Source organism: Trichothermofontia sp. (assembly GCF_053493415.1).
Map to the genome: position 1 here is coordinate 65,788 of NZ_JBRCAD010000010.1, position 21,555 is coordinate 87,342.

General features: G+C 54.5%; 20 protein-coding genes. 4 read left to right on the forward strand and 16 right to left on the reverse strand.

Going from position 1 to position 21,555, the window contains the following annotated elements; all coding sequences use genetic code 11:
• From sufD to ACWIUF_RS01195, 5 genes are all read right to left on the reverse strand, one after another.
• Positions 1-1,395 carry a Fe-S cluster assembly protein SufD gene (gene sufD, locus ACWIUF_RS01175; protein ID WP_448570343.1) on the reverse strand — a complete coding sequence of 465 codons (1,395 nt, stop codon included), beginning with the start codon at positions 1,393-1,395 and terminating at the stop codon, positions 1-3.
• On the reverse strand, positions 1,395-2,180 hold the full coding sequence (gene sufC / locus ACWIUF_RS01180; protein WP_448570344.1) for a Fe-S cluster assembly ATPase SufC: 786 nt from the start codon (positions 2,178-2,180) through the stop codon (positions 1,395-1,397). The genes sufD and sufC overlap by 1 nt, the downstream gene beginning before the upstream one ends.
• Before the next feature lie 74 nt (positions 2,181-2,254).
• Positions 2,255-2,512, reverse strand: a complete 258-nt coding sequence (locus tag ACWIUF_RS01185; protein ID WP_448570345.1) for a hypothetical protein — start codon at positions 2,510-2,512, stop codon at positions 2,255-2,257.
• Positions 2,513-2,541: 29 nt separating this feature from the next.
• Positions 2,542-3,984: a Fe-S cluster assembly protein SufB gene (sufB, locus tag ACWIUF_RS01190; RefSeq protein WP_448570346.1), complete on the reverse strand. Its 1,443-nt coding sequence runs from the start codon at positions 3,982-3,984 to the stop codon at positions 2,542-2,544.
• Between the two features lie 14 nt (positions 3,985-3,998).
• Positions 3,999-4,367 (reverse strand): ferredoxin-thioredoxin reductase catalytic domain-containing protein, encoded by a 369-nt coding sequence (locus tag ACWIUF_RS01195; RefSeq protein WP_448570347.1) that lies wholly within the window; start codon positions 4,365-4,367, stop codon positions 3,999-4,001.
• 122 nt (positions 4,368-4,489) lie between these two features.
• Between ACWIUF_RS01195 and sufR the strand changes: the two genes are divergently transcribed.
• Positions 4,490-5,248: an iron-sulfur cluster biosynthesis transcriptional regulator SufR gene (sufR, locus tag ACWIUF_RS01200; protein WP_448570348.1), complete on the forward strand. Its 759-nt coding sequence runs from the start codon at positions 4,490-4,492 to the stop codon at positions 5,246-5,248.
• 79 nt (positions 5,249-5,327) lie between these two features.
• Here the strand turns inward: sufR and ACWIUF_RS01205 are convergent, their stop codons facing one another.
• The 6 genes from ACWIUF_RS01205 to ACWIUF_RS01230 all read right to left on the reverse strand — a co-directional run bounded on the left by ACWIUF_RS01205 (position 5,328) and on the right by ACWIUF_RS01230 (position 12,688).
• Entirely contained in the window at positions 5,328-6,044 is a 717-nt protein-coding gene (locus ACWIUF_RS01205; RefSeq protein WP_448570349.1) for a ComF family protein, read from the reverse strand.
• Positions 6,045-6,452: 408 nt separating this feature from the next.
• The gene (pstB, locus tag ACWIUF_RS01210; protein WP_448570350.1) at positions 6,453-7,277 is read right to left on the reverse strand and encodes a phosphate ABC transporter ATP-binding protein PstB; all 825 of its coding nucleotides are present in this window, start codon (positions 7,275-7,277) and stop codon (positions 6,453-6,455) included.
• 85 nt (positions 7,278-7,362) lie between these two features.
• Complete coding sequence (pstA, locus tag ACWIUF_RS01215) at positions 7,363-8,391, reverse strand: phosphate ABC transporter permease PstA (protein WP_448570351.1); 1,029 nt, start codon at positions 8,389-8,391, stop codon at positions 7,363-7,365.
• Positions 8,388-9,329, reverse strand: coding sequence for a phosphate ABC transporter permease subunit PstC (gene pstC, locus ACWIUF_RS01220; RefSeq protein WP_448570352.1), 942 nt, complete (start codon positions 9,327-9,329; stop codon positions 8,388-8,390). The genes pstA and pstC overlap by 4 nt, the downstream gene beginning before the upstream one ends.
• A 360-nt stretch (positions 9,330-9,689) precedes the next feature.
• Positions 9,690-10,757, reverse strand: coding sequence for a PstS family phosphate ABC transporter substrate-binding protein (locus tag ACWIUF_RS01225; protein ID WP_448570353.1), 1,068 nt, complete (start codon positions 10,755-10,757; stop codon positions 9,690-9,692).
• Between the two features lie 266 nt (positions 10,758-11,023).
• Positions 11,024-12,688 carry a cobyrinate a,c-diamide synthase gene (locus ACWIUF_RS01230; protein ID WP_448570354.1) on the reverse strand — a complete coding sequence of 555 codons (1,665 nt, stop codon included), beginning with the start codon at positions 12,686-12,688 and terminating at the stop codon, positions 11,024-11,026.
• Positions 12,689-12,798: 110 nt separating this feature from the next.
• On the opposite strand from ACWIUF_RS01230, the gene ACWIUF_RS01235 reads away from it, so the two are divergent.
• Complete coding sequence (locus ACWIUF_RS01235) at positions 12,799-14,367, forward strand: MBOAT family O-acyltransferase (RefSeq protein ID WP_448570355.1); 1,569 nt, start codon at positions 12,799-12,801, stop codon at positions 14,365-14,367.
• A gap of 49 nt (positions 14,368-14,416) precedes the next feature.
• The gene (locus ACWIUF_RS01240) at positions 14,417-15,361 is read left to right on the forward strand and encodes an Rpn family recombination-promoting nuclease/putative transposase (protein WP_448570356.1); all 945 of its coding nucleotides are present in this window, start codon (positions 14,417-14,419) and stop codon (positions 15,359-15,361) included.
• An 8-nt stretch (positions 15,362-15,369) separates the two neighbouring features.
• On the opposite strand, the gene hetL is transcribed toward ACWIUF_RS01240, so the two are convergent.
• The 4 genes from hetL to ACWIUF_RS01260 form a co-directional block, all read right to left on the reverse strand.
• A complete protein-coding gene (gene hetL, locus ACWIUF_RS01245; RefSeq protein ID WP_448570357.1) occupies positions 15,370-16,107 on the reverse strand; it encodes a heterocyst differentiation pentapeptide repeat protein HetL in 738 nt (245 codons plus the stop codon).
• 44 nt (positions 16,108-16,151) lie between these two features.
• The gene (locus ACWIUF_RS01250) at positions 16,152-16,505 is read right to left on the reverse strand and encodes an ArsR/SmtB family transcription factor (RefSeq protein ID WP_448570358.1); all 354 of its coding nucleotides are present in this window, start codon (positions 16,503-16,505) and stop codon (positions 16,152-16,154) included.
• 112 nt (positions 16,506-16,617) lie between these two features.
• Positions 16,618-18,078, reverse strand: a complete 1,461-nt coding sequence (locus tag ACWIUF_RS01255) for a protein kinase domain-containing protein (RefSeq protein WP_448570359.1) — start codon at positions 18,076-18,078, stop codon at positions 16,618-16,620.
• 127 nt (positions 18,079-18,205) lie between these two features.
• A complete protein-coding gene (locus ACWIUF_RS01260) occupies positions 18,206-18,979 on the reverse strand; it encodes an FHA domain-containing protein (protein ID WP_448570360.1) in 774 nt (257 codons plus the stop codon).
• Between the two features lie 281 nt (positions 18,980-19,260).
• On the opposite strand from ACWIUF_RS01260, the gene ACWIUF_RS01265 reads away from it, so the two are divergent.
• Entirely contained in the window at positions 19,261-19,524 is a 264-nt protein-coding gene (locus tag ACWIUF_RS01265; protein WP_448570361.1) for a hypothetical protein, read from the forward strand.
• Positions 19,525-19,550: 26 nt separating this feature from the next.
• Here ACWIUF_RS01265 and ACWIUF_RS01270 read toward each other — a convergent pair whose 3' ends face one another.
• Positions 19,551-21,041: an ATP-binding protein gene (locus ACWIUF_RS01270; RefSeq protein WP_448570362.1), complete on the reverse strand. Its 1,491-nt coding sequence runs from the start codon at positions 21,039-21,041 to the stop codon at positions 19,551-19,553.
• Between the last annotated feature and the right edge of the window lie 514 nt (positions 21,042-21,555).

Here is a 21,555-nt window from a genome sequence, read left to right on the forward strand (position 1 = left end):
TCAGAGATTCACCTCAGCTTTCACCGCCCGCGTGAGTTGCTGTCGTAATGAGGCCACCGGTAATTGCTCAATGACTTCTGCTGCAAAAGCATCCACTAAGAGCTTTTGGGCCATGTTGCGATCGAGACCGCGACTTTGGAGATAAAAAATCTCATCGGCTTCTAGCTGACTGACCGTGGCCCCGTGGGTGCATTTCACGTTATCGGCAATAATCTCCAACTGGGGTTTGGTGTCCACCCGTGCCTTGGGCGATAACAACAGATTACGGCTCAACTGTCCGGCATCAGTTTGCTGGGCCTTTTGTCCGACAATGATGGCCCCATTGAACACTGCATGGGCGCGATCGGCGACGATACATTTCTGCAACTGCCGCACCCGACTGTAGGGGAATGCGAGATCGACTGCCGTATGGGTGTCTAAGCATTCTTCTCCTGCTGCGATCGTTAACCCGTTCAGTGTTGTTTCGGTTTGTTCCCCGGCTTGGGCAACTTCCAGGGTATGACGACCAATCTGGGCTTCTAGGTTAATCGCGTGGTTAATATAGCGACTATCCTTAGCCTGGGAAACCGCCGTTTTACCAATATGAAAAGCGGTCGTACCCTGCCACTGAATTCGGCTATGATTCACCTGGGCATTTTCCCCTAGCCAGATCTCGGTGACACTATTGGTTAAGGTAGGTATCTCACCAGCAACTTGCCGATAGGATTCCAGGAGGGTAAGTGAACTACCGGCTTCAGCAATCACTAAACACCGAGGTTGCATGAACTGCGGTTGGCTCTGGGGGGCAGTGACAAACAGCAAATGAATTGGGGTTGCTACAGCACAATTTTTCGGCACCCAAACGATCGCGGCTTCTGCCAATCCGATCGCATTCAACGCCGCAAATACGTCCCGTAACCCGGCCATGCCACCCAAATAGTTAGGAAGTTTTCCAGCTAATTCCGGTTGTGCCAAGGCTGCTGCGAGATTGCCCACAAAAATACCTGCCGGGAGACCCGTTAGGTTAGACAACTCTGCTTGATAGTGGCCGTTGACAAAGACCAATTGACTGGTTTGGGTTTCCGGTAGCACGAAAGGCGCGATCGCCTCAGCCGATAAGGGTTGGGTCAGTTCACCGGTCCCCGCGATCGTCACCTGAAGCAGGGCCGACAAATCCGTAAACCGCCAATCCTCATCGTGGGTCGTGGGAAAACTCAGTTCCGATAAATGGGCGGTGGCCTGTTCCCGTAATTGTTGTAGCCATTGTACCGTCGGGCCTTCGGTAGCTGCTGCTTCAGCTAACCGTTTCAGGTTCGCCAAGTAGGCAGCGCGATAGGTCGCTGGGGAGGTCACGCTATCATCCGGCGATCGCGATCCGCCTAAACCGGCCAAAGCTGGCGAGACTTGAATCGTCATCAGGCCACCCCCGCTGCTTCTGCTTCCAGCACCCAGTCGTACCCCTTGGCTTCCAATTCCAGGGCCAATTCCTTGGTGCCAGTTTTGATAATCCGTCCCGCACTCATCACGTGCACATAGTCTGGCACAATGTAATCCAGCAAGCGCTGATAGTGAGTGATCAACAAAATGGCATTATCAGGTCGGGTGAGTTGATTGACGCCATTAGCGACAATTTTGAGCGCATCAATATCGAGGCCAGAATCCGTTTCATCCAGGATCGCCAGCGTCGGTTCCAGGAGCGCCATTTGTAGGATTTCATTGCGCTTTTTCTCCCCCCCGGAGAAGCCCTCATTCACACTGCGGCTCAGGAAGTTAGGATTCATTTTCACCACTTCCAAGCGTTCCTGGATCAGGTCATCAAAATCCAGGGCATCTAGTTCTTCCAGCCCCTTGTGCTTGCGATGGGCATTGTAGGCCACCCGCAGGAAATCAAGATTGGTCACACCAGGAATTTCCAGGGGATATTGGAAGGCCAGAAACACCCCCTCTCGTGCCCGTTCTTCCGGTTCCAAGTCCAGGAGATTTTTGCCCTGGTAGAGGACCTCTCCACCCGTCACCTCGTAATCGGGATGGCCGGCAAGGATTTTCGAGAACGTACTTTTCCCCGATCCATTGGGTCCCATAATGGCGTGGATTTCCCCAGCGCGAATTTCCAAATTTAAGCCCTTGAGAATGGGGGTATCCTCTACGTTCGCGGTCAGATTGCGAACTGATAAAATGACCTCACCGTTTGCGTTAATCACACCTAAACCTCTTCAACCTCTTCACTATGTCTTGTCATCTAACCCCTCTAAGGGGCAACTGCGATCGCTGAAAACTAACGCTGTGCCAGCGCCTTCATAATGGCCAACACCGAATAGAGTTCATTCGTTTGGCTTTCCAGATCAAACTGGTCCGAAAGGGCATACTGGGGCGAGTTTCCCGGCAAGAGTTTAACGAACATAAAACTGGCTCCATTTGTGAGCATCCCAAAGCAGGGTTTATTGCCATTGGAATGGGCCAGCATATAGGAGAGTAATTGGGCCAATCCAGATTGCAACGAGTAGGAAATTTCCTTCGTTTCAATCACCAGCACCCAAAACCCTTCCTTCAACGCTATAGGACCTAGCCGACACTGCCCTCTAGTTTCAGACTCAGCAAGCGATCGGCTTCTACCGCAAACTCCATCGGCAGTTGATTAAAGACTTCCTTACAGAAGCCACTAATCATCATCGAGATCGCATCTTCGGCTGCAATCCCCCGCTGGGCAAAGTAGAACAATTGGTCCTCGCCAATCTTGGAAGTCGAAGCTTCATGTTCTACCCGTGCCGCCTGGTTTTGCACCTGAATATAGGGGAATGTATTCGCCTGGGCGCGATCGCCGATCAACATCGAGTCACACTGGGAATAATTCCGTGCCCCTTCCGCCTTGGGACCGACTTTGACCAACCCACGATAGCTATTCTTGGAATGGCCTGCCGAGATGCCCTTAGAGACGATCGTGCTGCGGGTATTGCGACCCACATGGACCATCTTGGTGCCCGTATCGGCTTGCTGATAGTTATTCGTCAGCGCCACAGAATAAAATTCGCCGACGGAATTATCGCCCACCAGCACACAACTGGGATACTTCCAGGTAATTGCTGAACCCGTTTCCACCTGCGTCCAGGAAATCTTGGAATTTACCCCCTGGCAGAGGCCCCGCTTGGTGACAAAGTTGTAAATGCCGCCCTTGCCGTTTTCATCCCCGGCGTACCAGTTTTGTACCGTTGAGTACTTGATTTCAGCATTGTCCAGTGCCACCAATTCCACTACTGCCGCATGGAGTTGATTGGTGTCGAACATGGGGGCCGTGCAGCCTTCTAGATAGCTAACGTAGCTCCCTTCTTCGGCAATGATCAGCGTCCGTTCAAACTGTCCCGATTCCCCATTGTTAATCCGGAAATAGGTAGACAGTTCCATCGGACAATGCACGCCCTTGGGAATATAGACAAAGGAGCCATCGCTGAATACGGCTGAGTTCAACGCTGCAAAGTAATTATCCCCGGTCGGTACAACACTGCCGAGGTATTTCTGCACCAGTTCCGGATACTCCCGCACCGCTTCCGCGATCGAGCAGAAAATCACCCCTTCCTTGGCCAATTTCTCCCGGAAGGTCGTCGCCACGGAAACACTGTCAAACACAGCATCCACCGCCACATTCGCCAGCCGCTTTTGCTCCGAGAGGGGAATCCCCAACTTCTCGAAGGTTTCCAACAGAACCGGATCGACTTCCTCCAGGCTTTGCTTTTTGGCCTGTACCTTGGGAGCCGAATAATAAATGATATTTTGATAATCGATCGCAGGATAACTCACCGCTGGCCAAGTCGGTTCTTTTAACTTCTGCCATTGGCGAAATGCCTTGAGCCGAAACGCCAGCATAAAGTCCGGTTCCTGTTTCTTTGCCGAAATCAGCCGCACTGTCTCTTCCGTTAGCCCACGGGGAATCGTGTCTGACTCAATCTCGGTGACAAAGCCATACTTGTAGGGTTGATTAACCAGATCCAAATTTTTAACTGCTGCTGTCATGGGGGTGCCTCCGACTAGTGGGCCGATACGCTGTTGGTGGTGCTGCGAATTTCTTCAAAGGTAATTTCCTGTTTGGTGCCGGCAAAGGGGTTATCCGGCATCAGGAACAACATGCAGTGACATTCCCGCCGCTCTCGCATGGGCACACAGGGACAGTTCCAATAGCTGGCATGGACCTCGGCTTCCTTGTCTTCGTAGTGGCGACAGGGGCACAGGGGCGACCCATACTCATCCTTGTGCTTCGCCAACCCCTCAATCACCACTGCCGTAACACTGGGGTCGCTACAAAAGTAGGTGCAGGTCCGCTTGGCATAGGTCTCAGAGAAATGCCGCATGGCTTCTAGGCTTTTGTCAGAGGCTTGTTGGGGCTGGGTGCTTTGCATAGTGGTTAATGTGACAGAACGAACCGAGACCAGTTAGTATGGATAAAACAACGACTGTGTTGCTTAACTCGTCTCTGAGGTTAGTTTAGCAACTTTTGTGTTGTTAAAGTCAACTGACTCAGATGAATCGGTCATTTATCTGGGACTACAACCTCGCCCCGCCTCTGTTGCCCTGTTGCGCCATGCCGTCGATCGCACTGCAAATGACGACTACCCAGCACACCTCCACCAAGCAAGATATCCTCCAGTTCTTGCTCAAACACGGGCAGGCCACGGCCCACACCCTGGCGGAAGCCCTCGACATCAGTCCCCAAGCGGTACGACGCCACCTGAAGGATTTGGAGGCTGATGACCTGATCCTGCACCATGCCGTTCAGGAGGGTCCCGGACGCCCCAACCATTTGTATGAACTCAGCCAGATGGGGCGGGCGCAGTTTCCCGCCAATTACGATCGCTTTGCCCTGTCGCTGCTGGATACGCTGGCGGAAACCGTGGGGGAAGAAGGGGTCGGATCTATTTTACGCAAACAATGGCAACGCAAAGCCCTGGAATACCGCCAACAGTTGGGCAAGGGCAGTCTGCGCGATCGCGTCGAACGCTTGGCCAACCTGCGACGGGCGGAGGGCTATATGGCCGAGTGGTATCCGGTGGAGGCCAGTCAGGTGGGCACAGGCCCGATCACCCAATTTATGTTGACGGAACACCACTGTGCGATTTCCAGTGTGGCAGAGTCGTTTCCCAGTGTTTGCGGCCATGAGTTGGAAATGTTTGCTGCGGCGCTGCCGGATTGCGTGGTAGAGCGCACCCATTGGATTAATGATGGGGAGCATCGCTGTGGGTATCTGATTCAAGCTAAGTTGGACGGGCGTGAGGCGGGCTGAGCCAATGCCTCTGGTTTGGGGGGTAAAAGGCACCACAGCACCCAGATCCCGCACCAAGATCCCTGGGAGAGCATCATCGCTAGTAACGCTCCTCACCCTGGGTAACCGCGAGGGCGACAATCCCCAGAACGTCAACTCCGGATTGTCGCAGGGTATCTGTCGCTGCTTGGGTGGTGGCTCCGGTCGTGTAGATGTCATCAAACAAAAGCACTAAGGGGGCTGATTTCCCTCGCAACCCCGATCCCACCGTAAACGCATTGGCGACATTTTGACTCCGGGCCGTGGGGGATAACCCAAACTGGGCTTTGGTAGCCCGAATCCGCTGTAGGCCCTGGGGACAGCAGGCTAGCCCCGTATAATCACAAAAACTGCGGGCGAGCAATTCAGCTTGATTAAAGCCTCGTTGTTTTAACTTACTGGCATGGAGTGGGATCGGTACCACGAGGGGCCGCGATCGCAACCGGGATATGCCCATTGGTCGGTTTTGCTGCCACGATTGGGCAATCCATTGGCCCAGGGGTCGGGCTAACTCTGGGTGATCGTCATACTTGAGTGCCGCGATCGCCCGTTTCAGCTTACCGCCATATACGCCCCAGCCAAAGAGGGGGAGTTCACCTCGCCAGTACTTGCCGGGTTGGGCCAACCGACAGGCTTGCAACTGACGCTCACAGTCGAGACAGAAATCCCCTGCGGTAGACCGTTGACACAGCGGACAGGTCGCTTCCAGAAACAGGTCAAGCAGAGGTTGAACAATGCCCCGTTGGAGACGCTGCGCGATCGCCGCCCATTTGACCATGACATCGCCTACCGGAACCCTGCTCCTCCATTATCGATCGTGGTTCCCTAAAAATCTTGTGGGGTAGGCATCTTGCCTGCCCCGATCATCAGATATCTCTACGAACAACCGGACAGCCGAGACGGCTATCCCACAAGATTCCTGGAGGCTGGCCTGCTACGTTAACAGTCCGACAGCCGAGACGGCCATCCCACAAGATTCCTGGATCTGGCCTGCTACGCTAACAACCTGACAGCCGAGACGGCCATCCCACAAGATTGCTGGATGTTGGCTTGCTATGTTAGCAGCCCTGACAGTCGAGACGGCTATCCCACAAGATTCCTGGATCTGGCCTGCTACGTTAACAGTCCGACAGCCGAGACGGCCATCCCACAAGATTGATGATCATTGGGGTTGGAATGCTGGACTTTAACCAAACCGACCGCTCACGTACTCCTGGGTTTTCTCGTTCGCGGGATTTTGGAAGATTTTCTCCGTGCGATCGTACTCTACTAGGTAGCCAATCTTACCGCCGCGATCGGTGGCTTCGGCGTTATAAAAAGCCGTGAAATCTGACACCCGTGACGCTTGCTGCATATTGTGGGTGACGATGATGATCGTGTACTGCTCCTTCAACTCCTGTAGCAGTTCCTCAATCCGTAGCGTCGAAATCGGGTCGAGGGCGGAACAGGGTTCGTCCATTAGGATCACTTCTGGCTGAATGGCGATCGCCCGCGCAATGCACAACCGCTGTTGTTGCCCCCCGGACAAAGCCAAACCGCTCTTCTTGAGCATGTCCTTCACCTCGTCCCAAAGTGCTGCCGCCCGCAGGGATTGTTCCACCAGATCATCCATATTGCCGCGATAGCCATTGATTCGCGCCCCAAAAGCAATATTTTCGTAGATCGATTTGGGGAAGGGGTTGGGCTTTTGGAATACCATCCCGATGCGGCGACGCAACTCCACCGGGTCAACTTTGGGGGAATAAATATCTTCACCGTGGAAGGTAATCCGACCCTTGACCCTGGCACTCTCCACCAGATCATTCATCCGGTTAAAGCAGCGCAGGATGGTACTTTTCCCACAGCCAGACGGGCCAATAAAGGCAATAACCTTATGCTTGGGGATATCTAGAAAAACATCACGGACGGCGAGATTGGAGCCATAGTAAACCGAAACATTTTCGGCCCGGAGGGCGGGTTCTGGCATCTGATGCGAGTTATTAGCGTTGGGCTGGGAGGGATCTTGCAGCATATATTTAGTCAGTATTGACAGTCAGTATTGACGGGGAACACAACAAGCAATGGCCATGCGGTGATAGCCATGAGTGCCTAGGAACCTAGCGGATCTTTTGCTGGAATTTGTTCCGCAGGAAGATAGCAGTGGCATTCATAAACAACAGCACCACCATCAGCACAATAATCCCAGCCGCCGCGTTGACATGGAAGGCGGGTTGGGGGCGGCTAACCCAGTTATAGATTTGAATCGGGAGAACCGTGAAGGGACTTTGGAGACTGTCGGGCAGGAAGGAAATAAAGGTCAACGCCCCGATCGTAATTAGGGGTGCGGTTTCCCCGATCGCCCGCGATAGGCCCAAAATCGTCCCGGTTAAAATCCCCGGCATGGCGACCGGGAGGACATGGCTCCAGATCACCTGCCAGCGGGTGGCCCCCAGGGCAAACCCCGCCTGTCGGAGACTATCGGGGACCGCCCGCAAGGCTTCCCGCGTCGCCACAATGATCACGGGCAAAATCAATAGGGACAGGGTGAGCGCCCCCGTGATCAGGCTTCTGCCCCCGGTAACGGGAGCCATAAATCTTACAAAGGCTGCTAAACCCAACAGCCCGTAGATGATCGAGGGCACCCCGGCGAGGTTACTGATATTGATTTCGATCGCCCGTGTCCACCAATTGTCGGTGGCAAACTCTTCCAGGAAAATACCGGCTCCCACGCCCACAGGGAACGCGATCGCGGCAATCAACAGCATCACATACACCGTCCCGATCAGGGCCGATAGCAGACCGGCTTCCTCCGGTCGCCGGGAGGGAAAGTCCATAATAAAGGGCCACTTCAGACAGGCCGCACCGGTAAATTCACTCGGATGGGTGACCAGGAACGGTGGGGTTAAGCGTAGACAAGGGGCATCCTTAACATCCGTGCCAATAAAGGGCCAACTGAAGCGCGGCAAACCATCGATCAATACATCGATCAGCAAGGCCGCCAACACCGCGATCGAGATAGCAACGGCTAACCAGGTCAAGGAGACAAAAATCTTGTCAATCAGGTAGCGGCGACTAATGTTTGGCTCAAAGTTATTGGCCGGTTCAATACTATCTTCCTGAACCGGCGGGGCGACGGGGTGGGTCATTCGTATTTCTCCCGGAAACGACGGACAAACCAATAACTAAAAATGTTGAGACCCAGCGTAATGACGAAGAGGGTCATCCCCACCGCGAAGATGGTCTTGTAGGCCAGAGAGCCAGCGGGGGTATCCCCCAAACTCACCTGGACGATGTAGGCCGTCATGGTCATCACGGGGACAAACGGATTCAGACCCAACCGGGGGTTTTGCCCTGCCGCCAGGGTCACGATCATCGTTTCCCCGATCGCCCGTGAAATCGCCAAAATTAACGAGGCCACAATCCCCGACAGGGCCGCCGGCAGGACTACCGAGATAATCGTTTCTCGCTTCGTTGCCCCCAGGGCATAGGAGCCATCCCGTAAACTTTGGGGCACGGCATAGATCGCGTCTTCACTCAGGGAGGCCACCAGTGGCGTAATCGAAACCCCCAGGATTAAACCCGCACTCAGGGCATTAAACCCCTGGAGGTTAGGGATGAATTTCTGTAAGAGCGGGGTCACAAACAGGAGGGCAAAGTACCCAAAGACCACCGTCGGCACCCCAGCCAGAATTTCCAGAATCGGCTTGAGGAAACTGCGCAGTTTGGACGGGGCATATTCGCTCAGGTAGACCGCTGATAATAAGCCCAAGGGCAAGGCCACGGTAATCGCGATCGCTGAGGTCATCACCGTGGCGCTGATCAGCACGAAAATCCCAAACTGGGCACTGGCAAACAGGGGTGTCCACTTGGTATCCGTGAGGAATTGCCAGAGGGAAACTTCCTGGAAAAACTCAAACGTTTCAAAGATCAGGGACAGAACAATCCCGATCGTTGTGGCCACGGAGACAAAGGCAAACAGGGCAAAAAGCGACTTAACCCCCAGTTCGATCCATCGGTTAAGTTGACGATTGGGTCGCCATAGGTCCGTCAGGGGTGGCGGTGAAGGAGAGATCTCTGAAGTCATTACGACAAAGTCATTACGGTAAGTTAAATAAATCTATAGACTCAAATCAATAGTTGCTGTCGATGCCAGAACCCAGCCCAATTCTTGCGGCTAGCGTCAGATGAGCGGCGGGATTTCCCAGGGGGTGACATCACGCAGCGAGGGTTGTATCGTTACAGTTCTGTGATCGACTCTTGGGCGTTACGTTACCCCTAAGGATCGCGAAGGGACCCAGGAGCGGGAGCAACCCAGATGTCCCGGCCCCAGGGAACCCCTCCGCAATCGGTCAAGTGGATTTAGAAATGGAAATGGCGGGATGGGCATGTTGGCAGAAGCCTGTACCCTGCTACGCAGGGGGGAAACCCCACCTTGTTGGCTAATTTACATCTTATCAGCCAGCTTCGTACCCACAGCAGATCCCCCCTCAAAGATCGTGCCTGTCTTGGCATTTGCAATCCGTGCTTGGGCCTTAGGCACCAGATCTTGGGGCAGGGGCACATAGCCCACTTCTTCAATCAAGCCTTGGTTAGCCGGATCAATCTGGAAGTCAGCAAACGCCCGCACGGCTGGATTTTCCAGCGAGGTCTTCTTGACGTAGAAAAATTCCGGACGCGAGAGGGGCACATAGGTTCCGTCAGCGATCGTTTCTGCACTGGGGGACACACAACCATTACCCCCATCGATCGCGACTAGATTCAGCCGAGCAGAGTTTTCCGCATAGTAGGCAAAGCCAAAGAAACCTAACCCGCCTTCGTCCGCTTCTACCCCTTGCACGATCACGTTATCGTCTTCACTTGCCGTAAAGTCACCCCGGCTTTCATCTGCTCCGACGATCGCTTCCATGAAGTAATCATAGGTCCCGGAGTCGGTCCCCGCACCATACAATCCCAGAGCCTTGTCGGGGAAACCATCACGGATTTGGTTCCAGTTGGTGATCTTGCCTTCCGCTGCTGGTTCCCAGATGGTCTTGAGTTCAGCCACGGTCAGACAGGCGGCAAAGTCGTTCGCCTTGTTCACCACCACTGAGAGACCATCAAAGGCGACCGGCACTTCCACGTACTCAATGCCATTCTTCTCGCAGAGTTCCATTTCTTCTTTCTTGATCGGGCGCGATGCATTGGAGATATCCGTTTCACCCGCGCAGAATTTCTTGAAGCCACCGCCCGTGCCAGAGACACCCACGGTAACCCGCACGCCAGGGTTGACTTTCATAAACTCTTCCGCCATTGCTTCCGAGATGGGGAAAACGGTACTGGAACCATCCACCAGAACATTGCCGCTCAGGGTGGAGCCGCTTCCCCCCGTGCTGGCGGTTTCGGTAGCACCATTGCCACCAGCGGCTGGAGAACTAGTGGTCGTTGTACCACCGCCACAGGCAGCCACACCTAGGGAAAGCACACCTAGGATCGCCAGCAGTTTCAAACTGGCAGGACGCATCTGCACACGCATAAGCTGTTTTAATTATTCCGATAGGGTCCTCAGCAGGATACCGCCTCTGCGTAAAGGCCAGGTTAAGAAGCGTTGTTGCTTTCATTAAAGTTAACCCCTAACACTGAACTGGCGAAGTGTAGTGTGCGAGTAGCGTTAGGGTTGATAAGAATTGGGAATAGCTAATCTAGATTAGGCGATCGTCCCCGAAAGGGGTGTGTCGCACAATACCGTTTGGGGAGTAGGGAGTAGGGAGTGGGGAGTGGGGAGTGGGGAGAAAGATCGAGTTAGGGGTTGGGGTAAAGGGCGCACTGTTGGACAAATTGGTGGGCGAGGTGGGGGCGGGTTCCCCAGTGGATATGGAGGTAGGAGGCGTGGAGGTTATGGCAATGCCAGCCTTCGGTTTGGGCGATCGCGGGAGCGCTCAGGGAATAGAGGTGCCAGAGGGGGGAGGCTTGCGGGTGTCTCCCGTCCGTTGGACCAATCGCGTCGTTTTCCGGCCCCATATTCATCCCTTTACTCTCGACATGATCAATCCCAACAATCCACGAGCGATGAAATTCATGGCCCCAAACCTGAGTCCCCGCTGCCATAAAGGCCGTGTCGTGTAATGCCTCCGCCCGTCGGTAGCCCAAGACGAGGCGATCGCCCATTTGGACCGTCAAGGGCAATACCCCAACCATTTCCCAGGACCGTTGGTCAAAATCGACCAATTGCTCGCCTAAATACATGAGACCGCCACATTCGGCATAGGTCGGCATCCCCGCCGTGATCGCCGCCTTGACAGCTAGTCGCACTGCCCGATTCGCTGCCAGTTCCCCCGCAAACATCTCCGGAAAACCACCACCGAAGTAGAGTCCTTGAATACCCGCAGGTAGGGCCAAGTCTTGCAGCGGACTCCAAAAGCAGAGGTCGGCCCCCAGTTGCCGGAGCCGATCGAAATTGTCGGCGTAATAAAAACTGAAGGCCCGATCATAGGCGACGGCGATCGCCACAGAACGGATGGCGGGGTAGGCGACTGGAGAGTCGGCAGTTGTAGGGGCGGGTTGCTCTAGCAAACGATGGGCATAGACATTACGCTCTCGAAACCCGTCCGTGTGGAAGTCGGGGTTGCAGCATAGGTGTTCGAGTGCGGGGTTCGCGTTGCTAGGTTTTCGTTCCTCACCGGGAGCAGCCTCCACTTTGAAGAGGGGTAGAAGGGCATCCCAGTCAAAACACTGCTCGGCTAAATCGGCGAGGCGATCGCAGAATTGGGGTAGGTCATCCAGTTCAGCGGTGGGAACGAGGCCCAAGTGGCGATCGGGAATGGTTAGGTCAGCTTGGCGATGGATCACACCTAAAATCGGCGGTGCATCGTGATGACGGGTTTGTAGATGTTCTAAGGCTTGGGTGAGCAGTTGCCGGTGGCGATCGCTGCCTACCCGATTTAACACCACCCCAGCGATTCGGATCTGGGGATCAAAGTGTTGGTAACCGTGGACAATAGCGGCGATCGATCCTGAAATATGGCGACAATCCAGAACTAATAGAACTGGCAGATTAAGCAATTGGGCAATGTGGGCTGTGCTTGCAAAGGCAACGGTTGGCAAGGGCAAGTCAGGAATGCTTTGCCGGTTGAATTTTGAATTTTGAATTTTGAATTTTGAATTTTGAACGCCGTGGGGAACTTCAACCCCATCAAAGAGACCCATCACCCCTTCGATGAGGGCATAGTCTACGGATTGGGTGTGGCTCTGGAAGCACTGTTGAACATAGGTCGGGGAGGTGAGGACCGGATCAAGGTTGCGGCAGGGCCGCCCCGTTGCCGCTTGGTGGAACATGGGGTCGATGTAGTCGGGGCCAACCTTGAAGGATTGCACGGTTAGTCCCCGCCGCCGTAGGGCCGCCAGGAGGGCTAGGGTAATCGTGGTTTTGCCGACGCCGCTGCGTTCTCCGGCAATCACTAAGGACATGGGCGCTAGTTATTGTTAAAGTTTGGGGTCAAGGGCTGCTTTGGATATCTGTTCTACTTCTGCCTGTTCTGCTTTTACAGTATGCGCTGACGTAGGCGCGATCGTTGGCTATGACCTTCCTTTCCTTAATTTATGGTGTTTTTCTCCTGAGTGTGCTGGGGATTTACTGGTCTGCCCAGACCCAGCACCAGCGCTTGTGGGCCTTAGTGGTTACCAGTTTGATTTTTTATGCGGCATTGCCCACCCCAGGAGGCCCTAGCCCGGTCTATAGCCTACTGCTGCCAATTTTTTCGATTTTCCTACTCATGACCAGTGCCGTCATCAATTTCTGGTTAGGCCGAGCGCTTAGTCCACGATCGGCCCTGGCCCTCCACGGTGATCCCAACCTTTCTGATGAGGAGTGGCAGTTTGCCCAGGAGGAGTGGAACTATCGCCGTACCTGGATTTTGGCCTCTGGCATTGTGTTTAACGTTGCCCTGCTGCTGAGTTTTAAGTACACACCCTTTTTCCTCCGCACGATCGGCACCTTAATGGGGTCCAGTGTGGTGCTGACCACGGCGGACGCGATCGCGGCCACGATTATCCCGCCCCTGGGGTTAAGCTTCTTCAGCTTTGAGTGCATCGCCTACTTGATCGATATCTATCGCGGTGCCCCAGCGACCCCCCATTTCTTGAAATTCGCCGCCTATAAGTTTTTCTTCCCCAAGCTCATTTCCGGCCCGATTACCCGCTATCACCATCTGGCGATTCAGTTTAAGTCGGTGACCATGCCCACGCCCGATCGGGTTGCCGAAGGACTCTGGTTAATCGCCTGCGGGGCGCTGAAAAAGGGACTGGTGGCTGATAACTTGGGACGGTACGTGGATTTAGTCTTTAACCCCGATACGGGTAACTTAATGCGGGCGGGCAGTGAGGATTTGTGGTTGGCTACCGCTGCCTATGGGTTGCAACTGTATCTCGACTTCAGTGGCTATGTGGATGTCGCCCTAGGGAGTGCCATTCTCTTAGGGTTAAACCTGCCGCCAAACTTTGATTTTCCCTACTGCACCACTAGCATTGCCGACTTCTGGCGGCGTTGGCACATAACGTTAGGCGACTGGCTCCGGAACTATCTTTACTTTCCCCTGGGTGGCTCCCGCCAGGGTCTCTGGCGCACGTGCCTAAACCTGATGATTGTGATGCTCATTGCTGGAATTTGGCACGGGGCTAACTGGGGCTTTATTGTCTGGGGTACCCTCCACGGGCTAGCCCTAGTGGCGCATCGCCTTACGGATAGTCAAAGTCGCCGCCACGCCTGGTTAAGTACCTGGTGGCTCAGTTTCCCCGGCATGGCGATCGCCTGGTTGATCACCCAACTCATGGTCTTCCTGGCCTGGATTTTCTTCCGCTTGCCTAATCTCAAGGATTCCCTCTGGGTTGTGGGCCACCTCTGGGGACACGCTGCTGATGCCCAATTTGCCCAGAAAATCTATGTAGAGACCTTACAACTGGGCCGCCCCACGATCGCCCTTGTGTTGTTAACCATTATGGTCATCATGGGACTGCTTTACCAAGGTCGCCAAATTTTGCAACTGCAATTGAACTGGCCCATTAAGCTCTTTCTCGTCCCCCTCTGTCTCTACGCTGTCTGGCAACTTGGCCCCGAAGGAACCCTCCCTTACATTTACTTTGATTTCTAAACCAGCACCTAGCCCATAACTTAACTTGATGTTCTAGGTGATTCCCAATATGTACGATAACGTTTGCAAATTCCTCGCCGAAACCTACAGCCAAGACTTTGCCCAGTGGTTGCTGGGGGAGACGATCGGATTGGCCCAGCTCAGCCCTTCGGAATTATCAACTGAACCCATGCGGGCGGATGCCCTGATGTTGCTGGCGACCGATCAGCTCTTGCTGCACCTGGAGTTCCAAACCCAGCCCACCACCAACATTCCCTATCGTATGGCCGAGTATCGACTGCGGAGCTACCGCCGCTTTCCCGATCAACCCATGCGTCAAGTCGTGATTTATCTCAAACCCACAGGTTCAGAACTGGCCTACCAAAGGGTATTTGAGATTTCGGGGCTGCGTCATGAGTTTGAAGTCATCCGGTTATGGGAATGTTCCCCAGATGATCTATTGCCCTTTCCGGGTTTACTCCCACTGGCCGTGTTGAGTAAGGCTACTGACAAAGCCCAAATCCTCCAGCAAGTCGCCCGCCGGATTGACACTTTGCCAGCGCTAGACACCCGAAGCAATGTCATCGCTGCCACCGCAGTGCTGGCCGGATTAGTATTGGAGAAGGCCGTTATTCAGCAAATTTTACGGGAGGAGATGGTGAAAGAATCCGTTATCTATCAAGATATCTTGTCCCAAGGGGTACGACAAGGCATACAACAAGGCTTAGAACAGGGTTTGCAACAGGGCTTGCAACAGGGTTTGCAACAGGGCTTGCAACAGGGCTTGCAACAGGGTTTGCAACAGGGTTTGCAACAGGGTTTGCAACAGGGTTTGCAACACGAAATTATGCTGATACAACGGTTGCTCAAGCGCCGTGTCGGCGATGTGGAGCCAGGGTTAGCAGCCCGCGTGCGATCGCTCTCAGCGGATCAACTAGACGCCCTAGGGGAAGCCCTTCTGGACTTTACGCAACCGGAAGACCTGGCCAATTGGCTAGCCCGAAATGCACCCTAGATTCCTGCCTAAATTTGTGACACCCCCCTGCTTGGGGGCAGCACAAACCCTTCCGGGAGGATGGCACTGGTGAGGTCCGCTCCGGCTAAATCCGTCCCGGTGAGGTCCGCATCCGTGAGATCAGCCTGGCGTAGGATGGCTCCGCGCAGGTTGGCATAGCTTAAATCGGCTCCTCGGAGACTGGCCGCCGTTAGATCCGTGACTAGTGATCCCCATTGCACCCGTTGGCTAAGGTTAGCTCGACACAAGGTTGCCCCATCCAAATTGGCGTGGTGCAAAATGGCGGCCCCCAGATCGGCATAACTCAAATCGGCTCCCTGGAGATTGGCGTAGGCCAGATTAGTACATTGATCCGAACTAGGCCGTAGATCGCTTTCATATAAAATGGCCTTCACTAAGACCGCTTCACTGAGATTGGCACCACATAGACTCGCTTTGATCAAATTTGCCTGTAGCAGTGTGGCTCGACACAAATTTGCCCCGCTGAGGTCAGCCTCCCGCAGGATGGCGGTGCTTAAATCGGCTTCCCCTAAGTTGGTGCCCCAGAGAATCGCCTCGCTGAGATTCGCTCCGCATAGGCAGGCTTGGGTTAGGGCGGCTTTACCCAACCGGGTTTGACGTAAATCAGCGGCTTGTAAGTCGGCGGCGGTCAGATCTATTCCCATCAGATCTTGCTCCTGGAGATTCACCCGTTGGAAATGGCGCTCTCCGGCTGCATACCGTTGCAGCAAGGCTGCTTTATCCATAAATCCGATCTCAACTTAGGGCAACGTCCCACTCGTCTATACGCTTACGCACGCGACTGGAGCTTGGCAAAACTCGCAGCCTGTTGCAGAACCCGATCGCTGATGCGATCGCAGGCCAAATCACAAAACTTGAAGATTACCGGGTCCACGATTTCATAGTAGGCGCTGGTGCCCTTGGGGCTACGGGATAAAATCCCTGCCTGAGTTAACACCTTCAAGTGCTTAGAGAGGTTAGCTTGGCCCAACCCGGTGGCGTCGGACAGTTCCATGACATTCATCGGCCCCGATCGCAGATGGGTGAGAATCTGCAAGCGGCTCACCTCAGACAGTACCTTAAAGTAGTCGGCGACGGCAGCTAAAATCGTAGGGTCAGCATTAGAGAGCTTAGTTTTGGGCATGAATCGCGTCTATGGGGCCAACAGGGAGGAGAATAGACTGACCAGTCATCCAGTTCTACCCGGCCATGCACGGTTAGATAACTACATAGTTAGGGACAAGTAGTCCTGCATTTCAGTATACCGACTCCGGGTGACCGAAATCAGTGGATTGTAGCAGCGATCGCAATTGCGCCGCCAATACGCGTGCGGAAGGGAAGCGCTTTTCCGGCTGGGGATGGGTCACCTGCTGGATGATCTGGGCAAGGGCTGGTGACACGCCGGCCACGGCTCCAGTGGTAAATTGCCAGCCCGTCTCCTCATATTCATAAAGCGGTAATGGTTTTGCTCCCGTCAGCAGATAGGTGAGGGTATAGCCCAGGGAATAGAGATCGGATTGAATCACGGCTTTACCCGCCCGCTGTTCTGGTGCCATAAATCCCTTGGGGGTAAACCAGGTATCACGGGCCGGGACCAGATTTTGGATAATGCCAAAGTCCACCAAGGCAATTTCATAACCCTGTTTCGGGACAGCCCGCCGGATCAGGTTTTTGGGCTTGACATCCCCGTGTAGGATGGGTGGCGAGTGGCTGTGCATATAGTCCAAAATATCGCACACTTGCAGCATCCACGCGATCACCTGAGATTGCGAGATTCTTCCATACTGCTGTAACCACTCCGCCAGGTTCATACCGTAGATCATTTCATTGACCAGGTACGGTTGACCAGCCACGGGGAAGAGATCCACAAAGCGGGGCAGACCGGGATGGCGCAGTTGTCGCCGCCGCTTCGCTTCCTTTTCAAATCCTGCCATCACTTCAGGATGACGTAGCCAGTAGTTAGAGTTCAGGGTTTTGAGGACATAGCTTTGGCCATTACGCCACCCTTGGTAGGTAATCCCCACATTATCCTGACTGACAATCCGAATAATCTGATAGTTACCCACGGTTTGCAAAATATGCAGCGGTTGCCCACAGTCCAAACAAAAGAGGCGATCGGGGGTCGAGCGCTCGTGGGTACAGGCCAAAGGCGGGTTCGTAGCCTGACTATCCAGGGTCAGGGTCCCCACTTCAAGCGGAGACAAGGGTTGGACGGCAGAGCCACTGTCAGCCGCCGCCTCCACCAATTGCAACGGGGTCGGCGGCGCATGGGCAAAGGGATCGGGGGGCATTTCCGTTGGGGGCAGATGGGTAGGACCTGGACGGGTTTGATCCACCTCGCCCGCCATCATCGCCGGGGTGACCTCCCCTTTCATCGCCGCTACCTCGGCTTTCCCGGCCTGCCCCTTGGGTGGCGAGCCATCTAAATGAATTTGGATATGGGGACCCGATCGGGCAAGCCGGATGACCATCCCATCGGTGACGGGAATTTGGGACACGCGCTGCCCGTCGATGTACGTGCCATTACTCCCCAAATTAACCAGCTCCCACTGCTTGCCTACCTGGCGTAGTTCAACGTGGTTCCGGGAAACAACCGCACTGTATAGGACGACCTGATTATCCGTCGATCGGCCAATCCGAATGACCGACTCATGCTCAAACGACCAGACCTGAATCGGGGTTGACTGGAGCGGGTGTAGCAGCTTCAGGGTAATCACGTGTTTAGAGGATATAAAATGACAGGACCTGAAGGAGCAGATGTAACACGAACAGGGGCAAATTTAGCCATGAGTGTATCAACTTCTCCGGGGAACTCGGCACAACGCCATTGTTAGCTGGCCCAGGTTAGGCCAACTGGAACAGGAAGGTCACTAAATCCCCTTTCCCCAATGCAATGCGATCACCCGGACGCAGACGGTGGCGGTTCCCAGGGGATAGGGGCAGATTATTAACATAGGTGCCATTGGCACTACCCACATCCTCCAGGTAATAATCATCCCCTTCCACGCGAATGTCGGCATGGACCCGTGACACAATATCAGAATTCGGGAACCCCGACACGTCCACATCGGGGGGGATGCGATCATTGGGTTTGCCCAGATGAATGACGGTTAATCCCTGGGGTAACTCCAGGGTACTATTCGTCTGAAGGTGCAGTAGGCGCGCCGATTGGTGTTGCAGTTGGGTATGTTGTCCTGCGATCGGGGCGGCGGGGGTAGGCAGCGGGGTTGGCGCAGCCGACACCTCTGGTAGGGTGGCAAAGGTGGCCTCCCCTGGCGTCATGGGCGCAGCCGCCATACTTCCCGCACTGGCCACGGGCAGTTCCGCCAGATCGGGGATCGGGGGAATTTCCAGCGGATCGGGCATCACGAGCGGATCAAGGTTGCCTAGAGCGGCTTCCCCGGCTGCCGTGATCGGGCCGCTGGTCATGACCTCAGTGGCCGGTAAAGGAGCAGCACTTTTCAGATTAAAACCACACTGGCCGCAGAAGTGAGCATCCGCCTGGATCGTTGAGCCACAACTGGGACACGCAAGGGTGGCGGGTAGCGGCGTGTAACAAGACTCACACTGAACCGCCCCATCGGGATTTTGATGACTACAGTTTGGGCAAATGATCATACGCTAAACTCCCCCTATCACACTCCACCGTTTGCTTTAACCACGATCGTGGCTGCTGATCAGCAAAGATGCTGGGCAATCAGCCGAAATCCGTCTCGATCCACCTCAATCAACCGATTGGGGGCTGGTCGCTCTGTTCCTCGTTAACTGGATGTTCACCCAGGTTACCCAATCTTTGCAGCAACTTTATCGAAACCTTTCCTTTTAGTCTAGCCAAGGAGTGAGCTTCCTTCTAGGCTAAGGAAAAGGTTACCTGATTCCCTAGTTATACAGTCCCCCCAATGATGCCATTAAATCCTGTTACTTCCCCCTGCCCCCCCGCCTCTGAGCATGACTGGGCTAGTCATCATCCGACTGCCGATTCTGATTGGGATCTCGATCAGGTGTTGGGCGGACTCTACCCGGACGATCGCCAGCGGGGAGCCATTGTTGCCGAACTGGAAACCTTGACCTTGCTCCACCACTCCCTGGTGCAACGCGCGGCAGCCCCCGATCGGTTAGCCTGCCTGGAACAACGCATTTTTCAACTGTTAGGGGTTGCTTAACCCACGCGCTGATTGGCCAATTGGCCCTAGCCTCCGCCCAATCCAGAGACAGCCGCTGGGGCAGTAATAGGCAAATGCACACGGAAGGTTGTCCCTTCGCCCGGTTGGCTTTTAACTGAGATCGTCCCATTGGAGCGTTGCACTAAGTGATGCACGATCGTTAAACCAAGGCCAGCCCCTTCCGCTTCCGAGTGGGGTTGCTCCTGACGTAGCCGGTAAAATGGTTCAAAGATATGGCGGTGTTCGTCGGGTGGAATGCCAATCCCCGTATCCCGGACCTCTAGCACAAGGGTGTCGCCCTGTTGACTGACCTGCACCCAAACTTGGCCCCCAGCAGGGGTATATTTGAGGCTGTTGTGTAATAGGTGAATGACGATCTGGCGTATCCAGGTGGACAACCCCGAAATGGTGGGTAAGGTATCGGGAACCGTGTAAAACAGGCCAATACCGCGCTCCTGGGCTAGGGGTTGATAGGTACTCACAATACCGGGCACAATTTCACTAAGGTGTAGGGGCTGGGTTTCCTGGGTGGCGTCGTGTTCAAGTTGCAGTAAATCTAGCACGCTGTTGATCAACGCGGTTTGGCGATCGCAGGCCGTGCGCAACAAGTCCATATAACGTTGCCGCTGAGCTACCTTCAGATTGGGGGAATCTAACAGGGTAAGGGCCGTTTTCATATTAGTCAGGGGTGTGCGGAGTTCCTGACCGACCATGTGCAAGAGTTCGTCTTTGAGGCGAATTTCACTTTGGGCATTCTCATGCTGGCGCTGAAGGTGCTCTACCGTCTCGGCCTGCCTGCGGTTGCTCACCAACTGGCGCCATACCTCTTCCTGCCGTTGGGTTTGGCGGGTAAAGAGGCGGCTGATGAGGCTGGGGTCTGGCTCCTGGGGGCGCTGTTGGGCTAAAAAGGCATCCCAGTGAGAGCTAGGCGCAGGGGGATTGGGGGGCGCTGGGCTACAGGCGATCGCCTGCCGGAGGCCCACCAGCACTTCCTGAATCACGATCGGGTCGCAGGTAATAAACCCTAGGAGCGGATGACGCCGCTGGCTGGCCAAGTTGGCTGGGGGAGTTGTAAACAATTGGGGTTCGCTGAACTCTTCCCCCGGTAAGCGCACCGATCGCGGCTGGTGGGCCAAGATCAAAACCGATAGGCCCTCGGTAATGGCCAACAGAAAATATTCACGTTTGAGGTGGCTGTCGGCATCTAGGACGATGGTCACGGTTGCCGTGGCCTCATCATCAGGCAGGATGGGGGTCGTGGCAGCGGGGGTAAACACACAGAGCTTGGCCGTCCCGCCTAGTCTGGTCCGATAGCGATCGAGATCCTCCTGCCAAACCGGGGCTTGGGGCAGCTTCACCCATAGGTTAGCCACCAATTCCTGGTCTACCAATACATCAATCAGGGAGGCCATTGCTGACTTTAAGGTGGCGGGACTCAGTTGCAAGGGTACTGGCGGCGATTGACAGTGGCAAGCCAGTTCATATAGGGAAATATCCTGACAGGAAAACGCGGTCATAGTGGCTTCAGGATGGGCGGATCAGACGAATCAGCAGACAAACAACACACACTCAGATATAAACACATTATCGGTGATAGACAGTGCCCCTACCTGCAATCGAGAAGGGGTACTGTCATCAGACTCTACTTAAGGTGACATTTTCCTTTGCCCGTCTTCCGGACGTTTAGGCTGATGCCTCAAAAAGCATCGATTGAACCAGCGGGAGCGAAGTGGCCCGATCCCGCGAATACGCGGCGTGATGTGCTCCCAATCCATAAAGATATGAACGAATGAGAGCCATTGCCGCCAGGAACCGATGGGCCGTTGCTGCCGGAGATACCGCCGTTCCCTCCCTAATGAAATACTGTCAAGTCTTGTAAACAAGGGGCTTAAGCCCCTGGTCTGTACCTCACTAAATAGGGAAGTGCTGTAAGTTGAAACTGAGATGCCCTCAGAAATCCTAGTAGACTGTCATGCTTAACAACGATGGATTGCAAGGGGGTGTGGAGCCTGCGCGGCCCAACACGTTGAC

Excerpts from the sequence above, each read along its gene's own strand:
- hetL (WP_448570357.1), bottom strand. The coding sequence starts at position 16,107 with ATGGATAAAGCAGCCTTGCTGCAACGGTATGCAGCCGGAGAGCGCCAT.
- sufR (WP_448570348.1), top strand. The coding sequence starts at position 4,490 with ATGAATCGGTCATTTATCTGGGACTACAACCTCGCCCCGCCTCTGTTG.
- ACWIUF_RS01195 (WP_448570347.1), bottom strand. The coding sequence starts at position 4,367 with ATGCAAAGCACCCAGCCCCAACAAGCCTCTGACAAAAGCCTAGAAGCC.
- ACWIUF_RS01235 (WP_448570355.1), top strand. The coding sequence starts at position 12,799 with ATGACCTTCCTTTCCTTAATTTATGGTGTTTTTCTCCTGAGTGTGCTG.
- ACWIUF_RS01270 (WP_448570362.1), bottom strand. The coding sequence starts at position 21,041 with ATGACCGCGTTTTCCTGTCAGGATATTTCCCTATATGAACTGGCTTGC.
- ACWIUF_RS01225 (WP_448570353.1), bottom strand. The coding sequence starts at position 10,757 with ATGCGTGTGCAGATGCGTCCTGCCAGTTTGAAACTGCTGGCGATCCTA.
- ACWIUF_RS01240 (WP_448570356.1), top strand. The coding sequence starts at position 14,417 with ATGTACGATAACGTTTGCAAATTCCTCGCCGAAACCTACAGCCAAGAC.
- sufB (WP_448570346.1), bottom strand. The coding sequence starts at position 3,984 with ATGACAGCAGCAGTTAAAAATTTGGATCTGGTTAATCAACCCTACAAG.
- pstA (WP_448570351.1), bottom strand. The coding sequence starts at position 8,391 with ATGACCCACCCCGTCGCCCCGCCGGTTCAGGAAGATAGTATTGAACCG.
- ACWIUF_RS01205 (WP_448570349.1), bottom strand. The coding sequence starts at position 6,044 with ATGGTCAAATGGGCGGCGATCGCGCAGCGTCTCCAACGGGGCATTGTT.
- pstB (WP_448570350.1), bottom strand. The coding sequence starts at position 7,277 with ATGCTGCAAGATCCCTCCCAGCCCAACGCTAATAACTCGCATCAGATG.
- ACWIUF_RS01250 (WP_448570358.1), bottom strand. The coding sequence starts at position 16,505 with ATGCCCAAAACTAAGCTCTCTAATGCTGACCCTACGATTTTAGCTGCC.
- ACWIUF_RS01260 (WP_448570360.1), bottom strand. The coding sequence starts at position 18,979 with ATGATCATTTGCCCAAACTGTAGTCATCAAAATCCCGATGGGGCGGTT.
- sufD (WP_448570343.1), bottom strand. The coding sequence starts at position 1,395 with ATGACGATTCAAGTCTCGCCAGCTTTGGCCGGTTTAGGCGGATCGCGA.
- ACWIUF_RS01230 (WP_448570354.1), bottom strand. The coding sequence starts at position 12,688 with ATGTCCTTAGTGATTGCCGGAGAACGCAGCGGCGTCGGCAAAACCACG.
- ACWIUF_RS01265 (WP_448570361.1), top strand. The coding sequence starts at position 19,261 with ATGATGCCATTAAATCCTGTTACTTCCCCCTGCCCCCCCGCCTCTGAG.
- pstC (WP_448570352.1), bottom strand. The coding sequence starts at position 9,329 with ATGACTTCAGAGATCTCTCCTTCACCGCCACCCCTGACGGACCTATGG.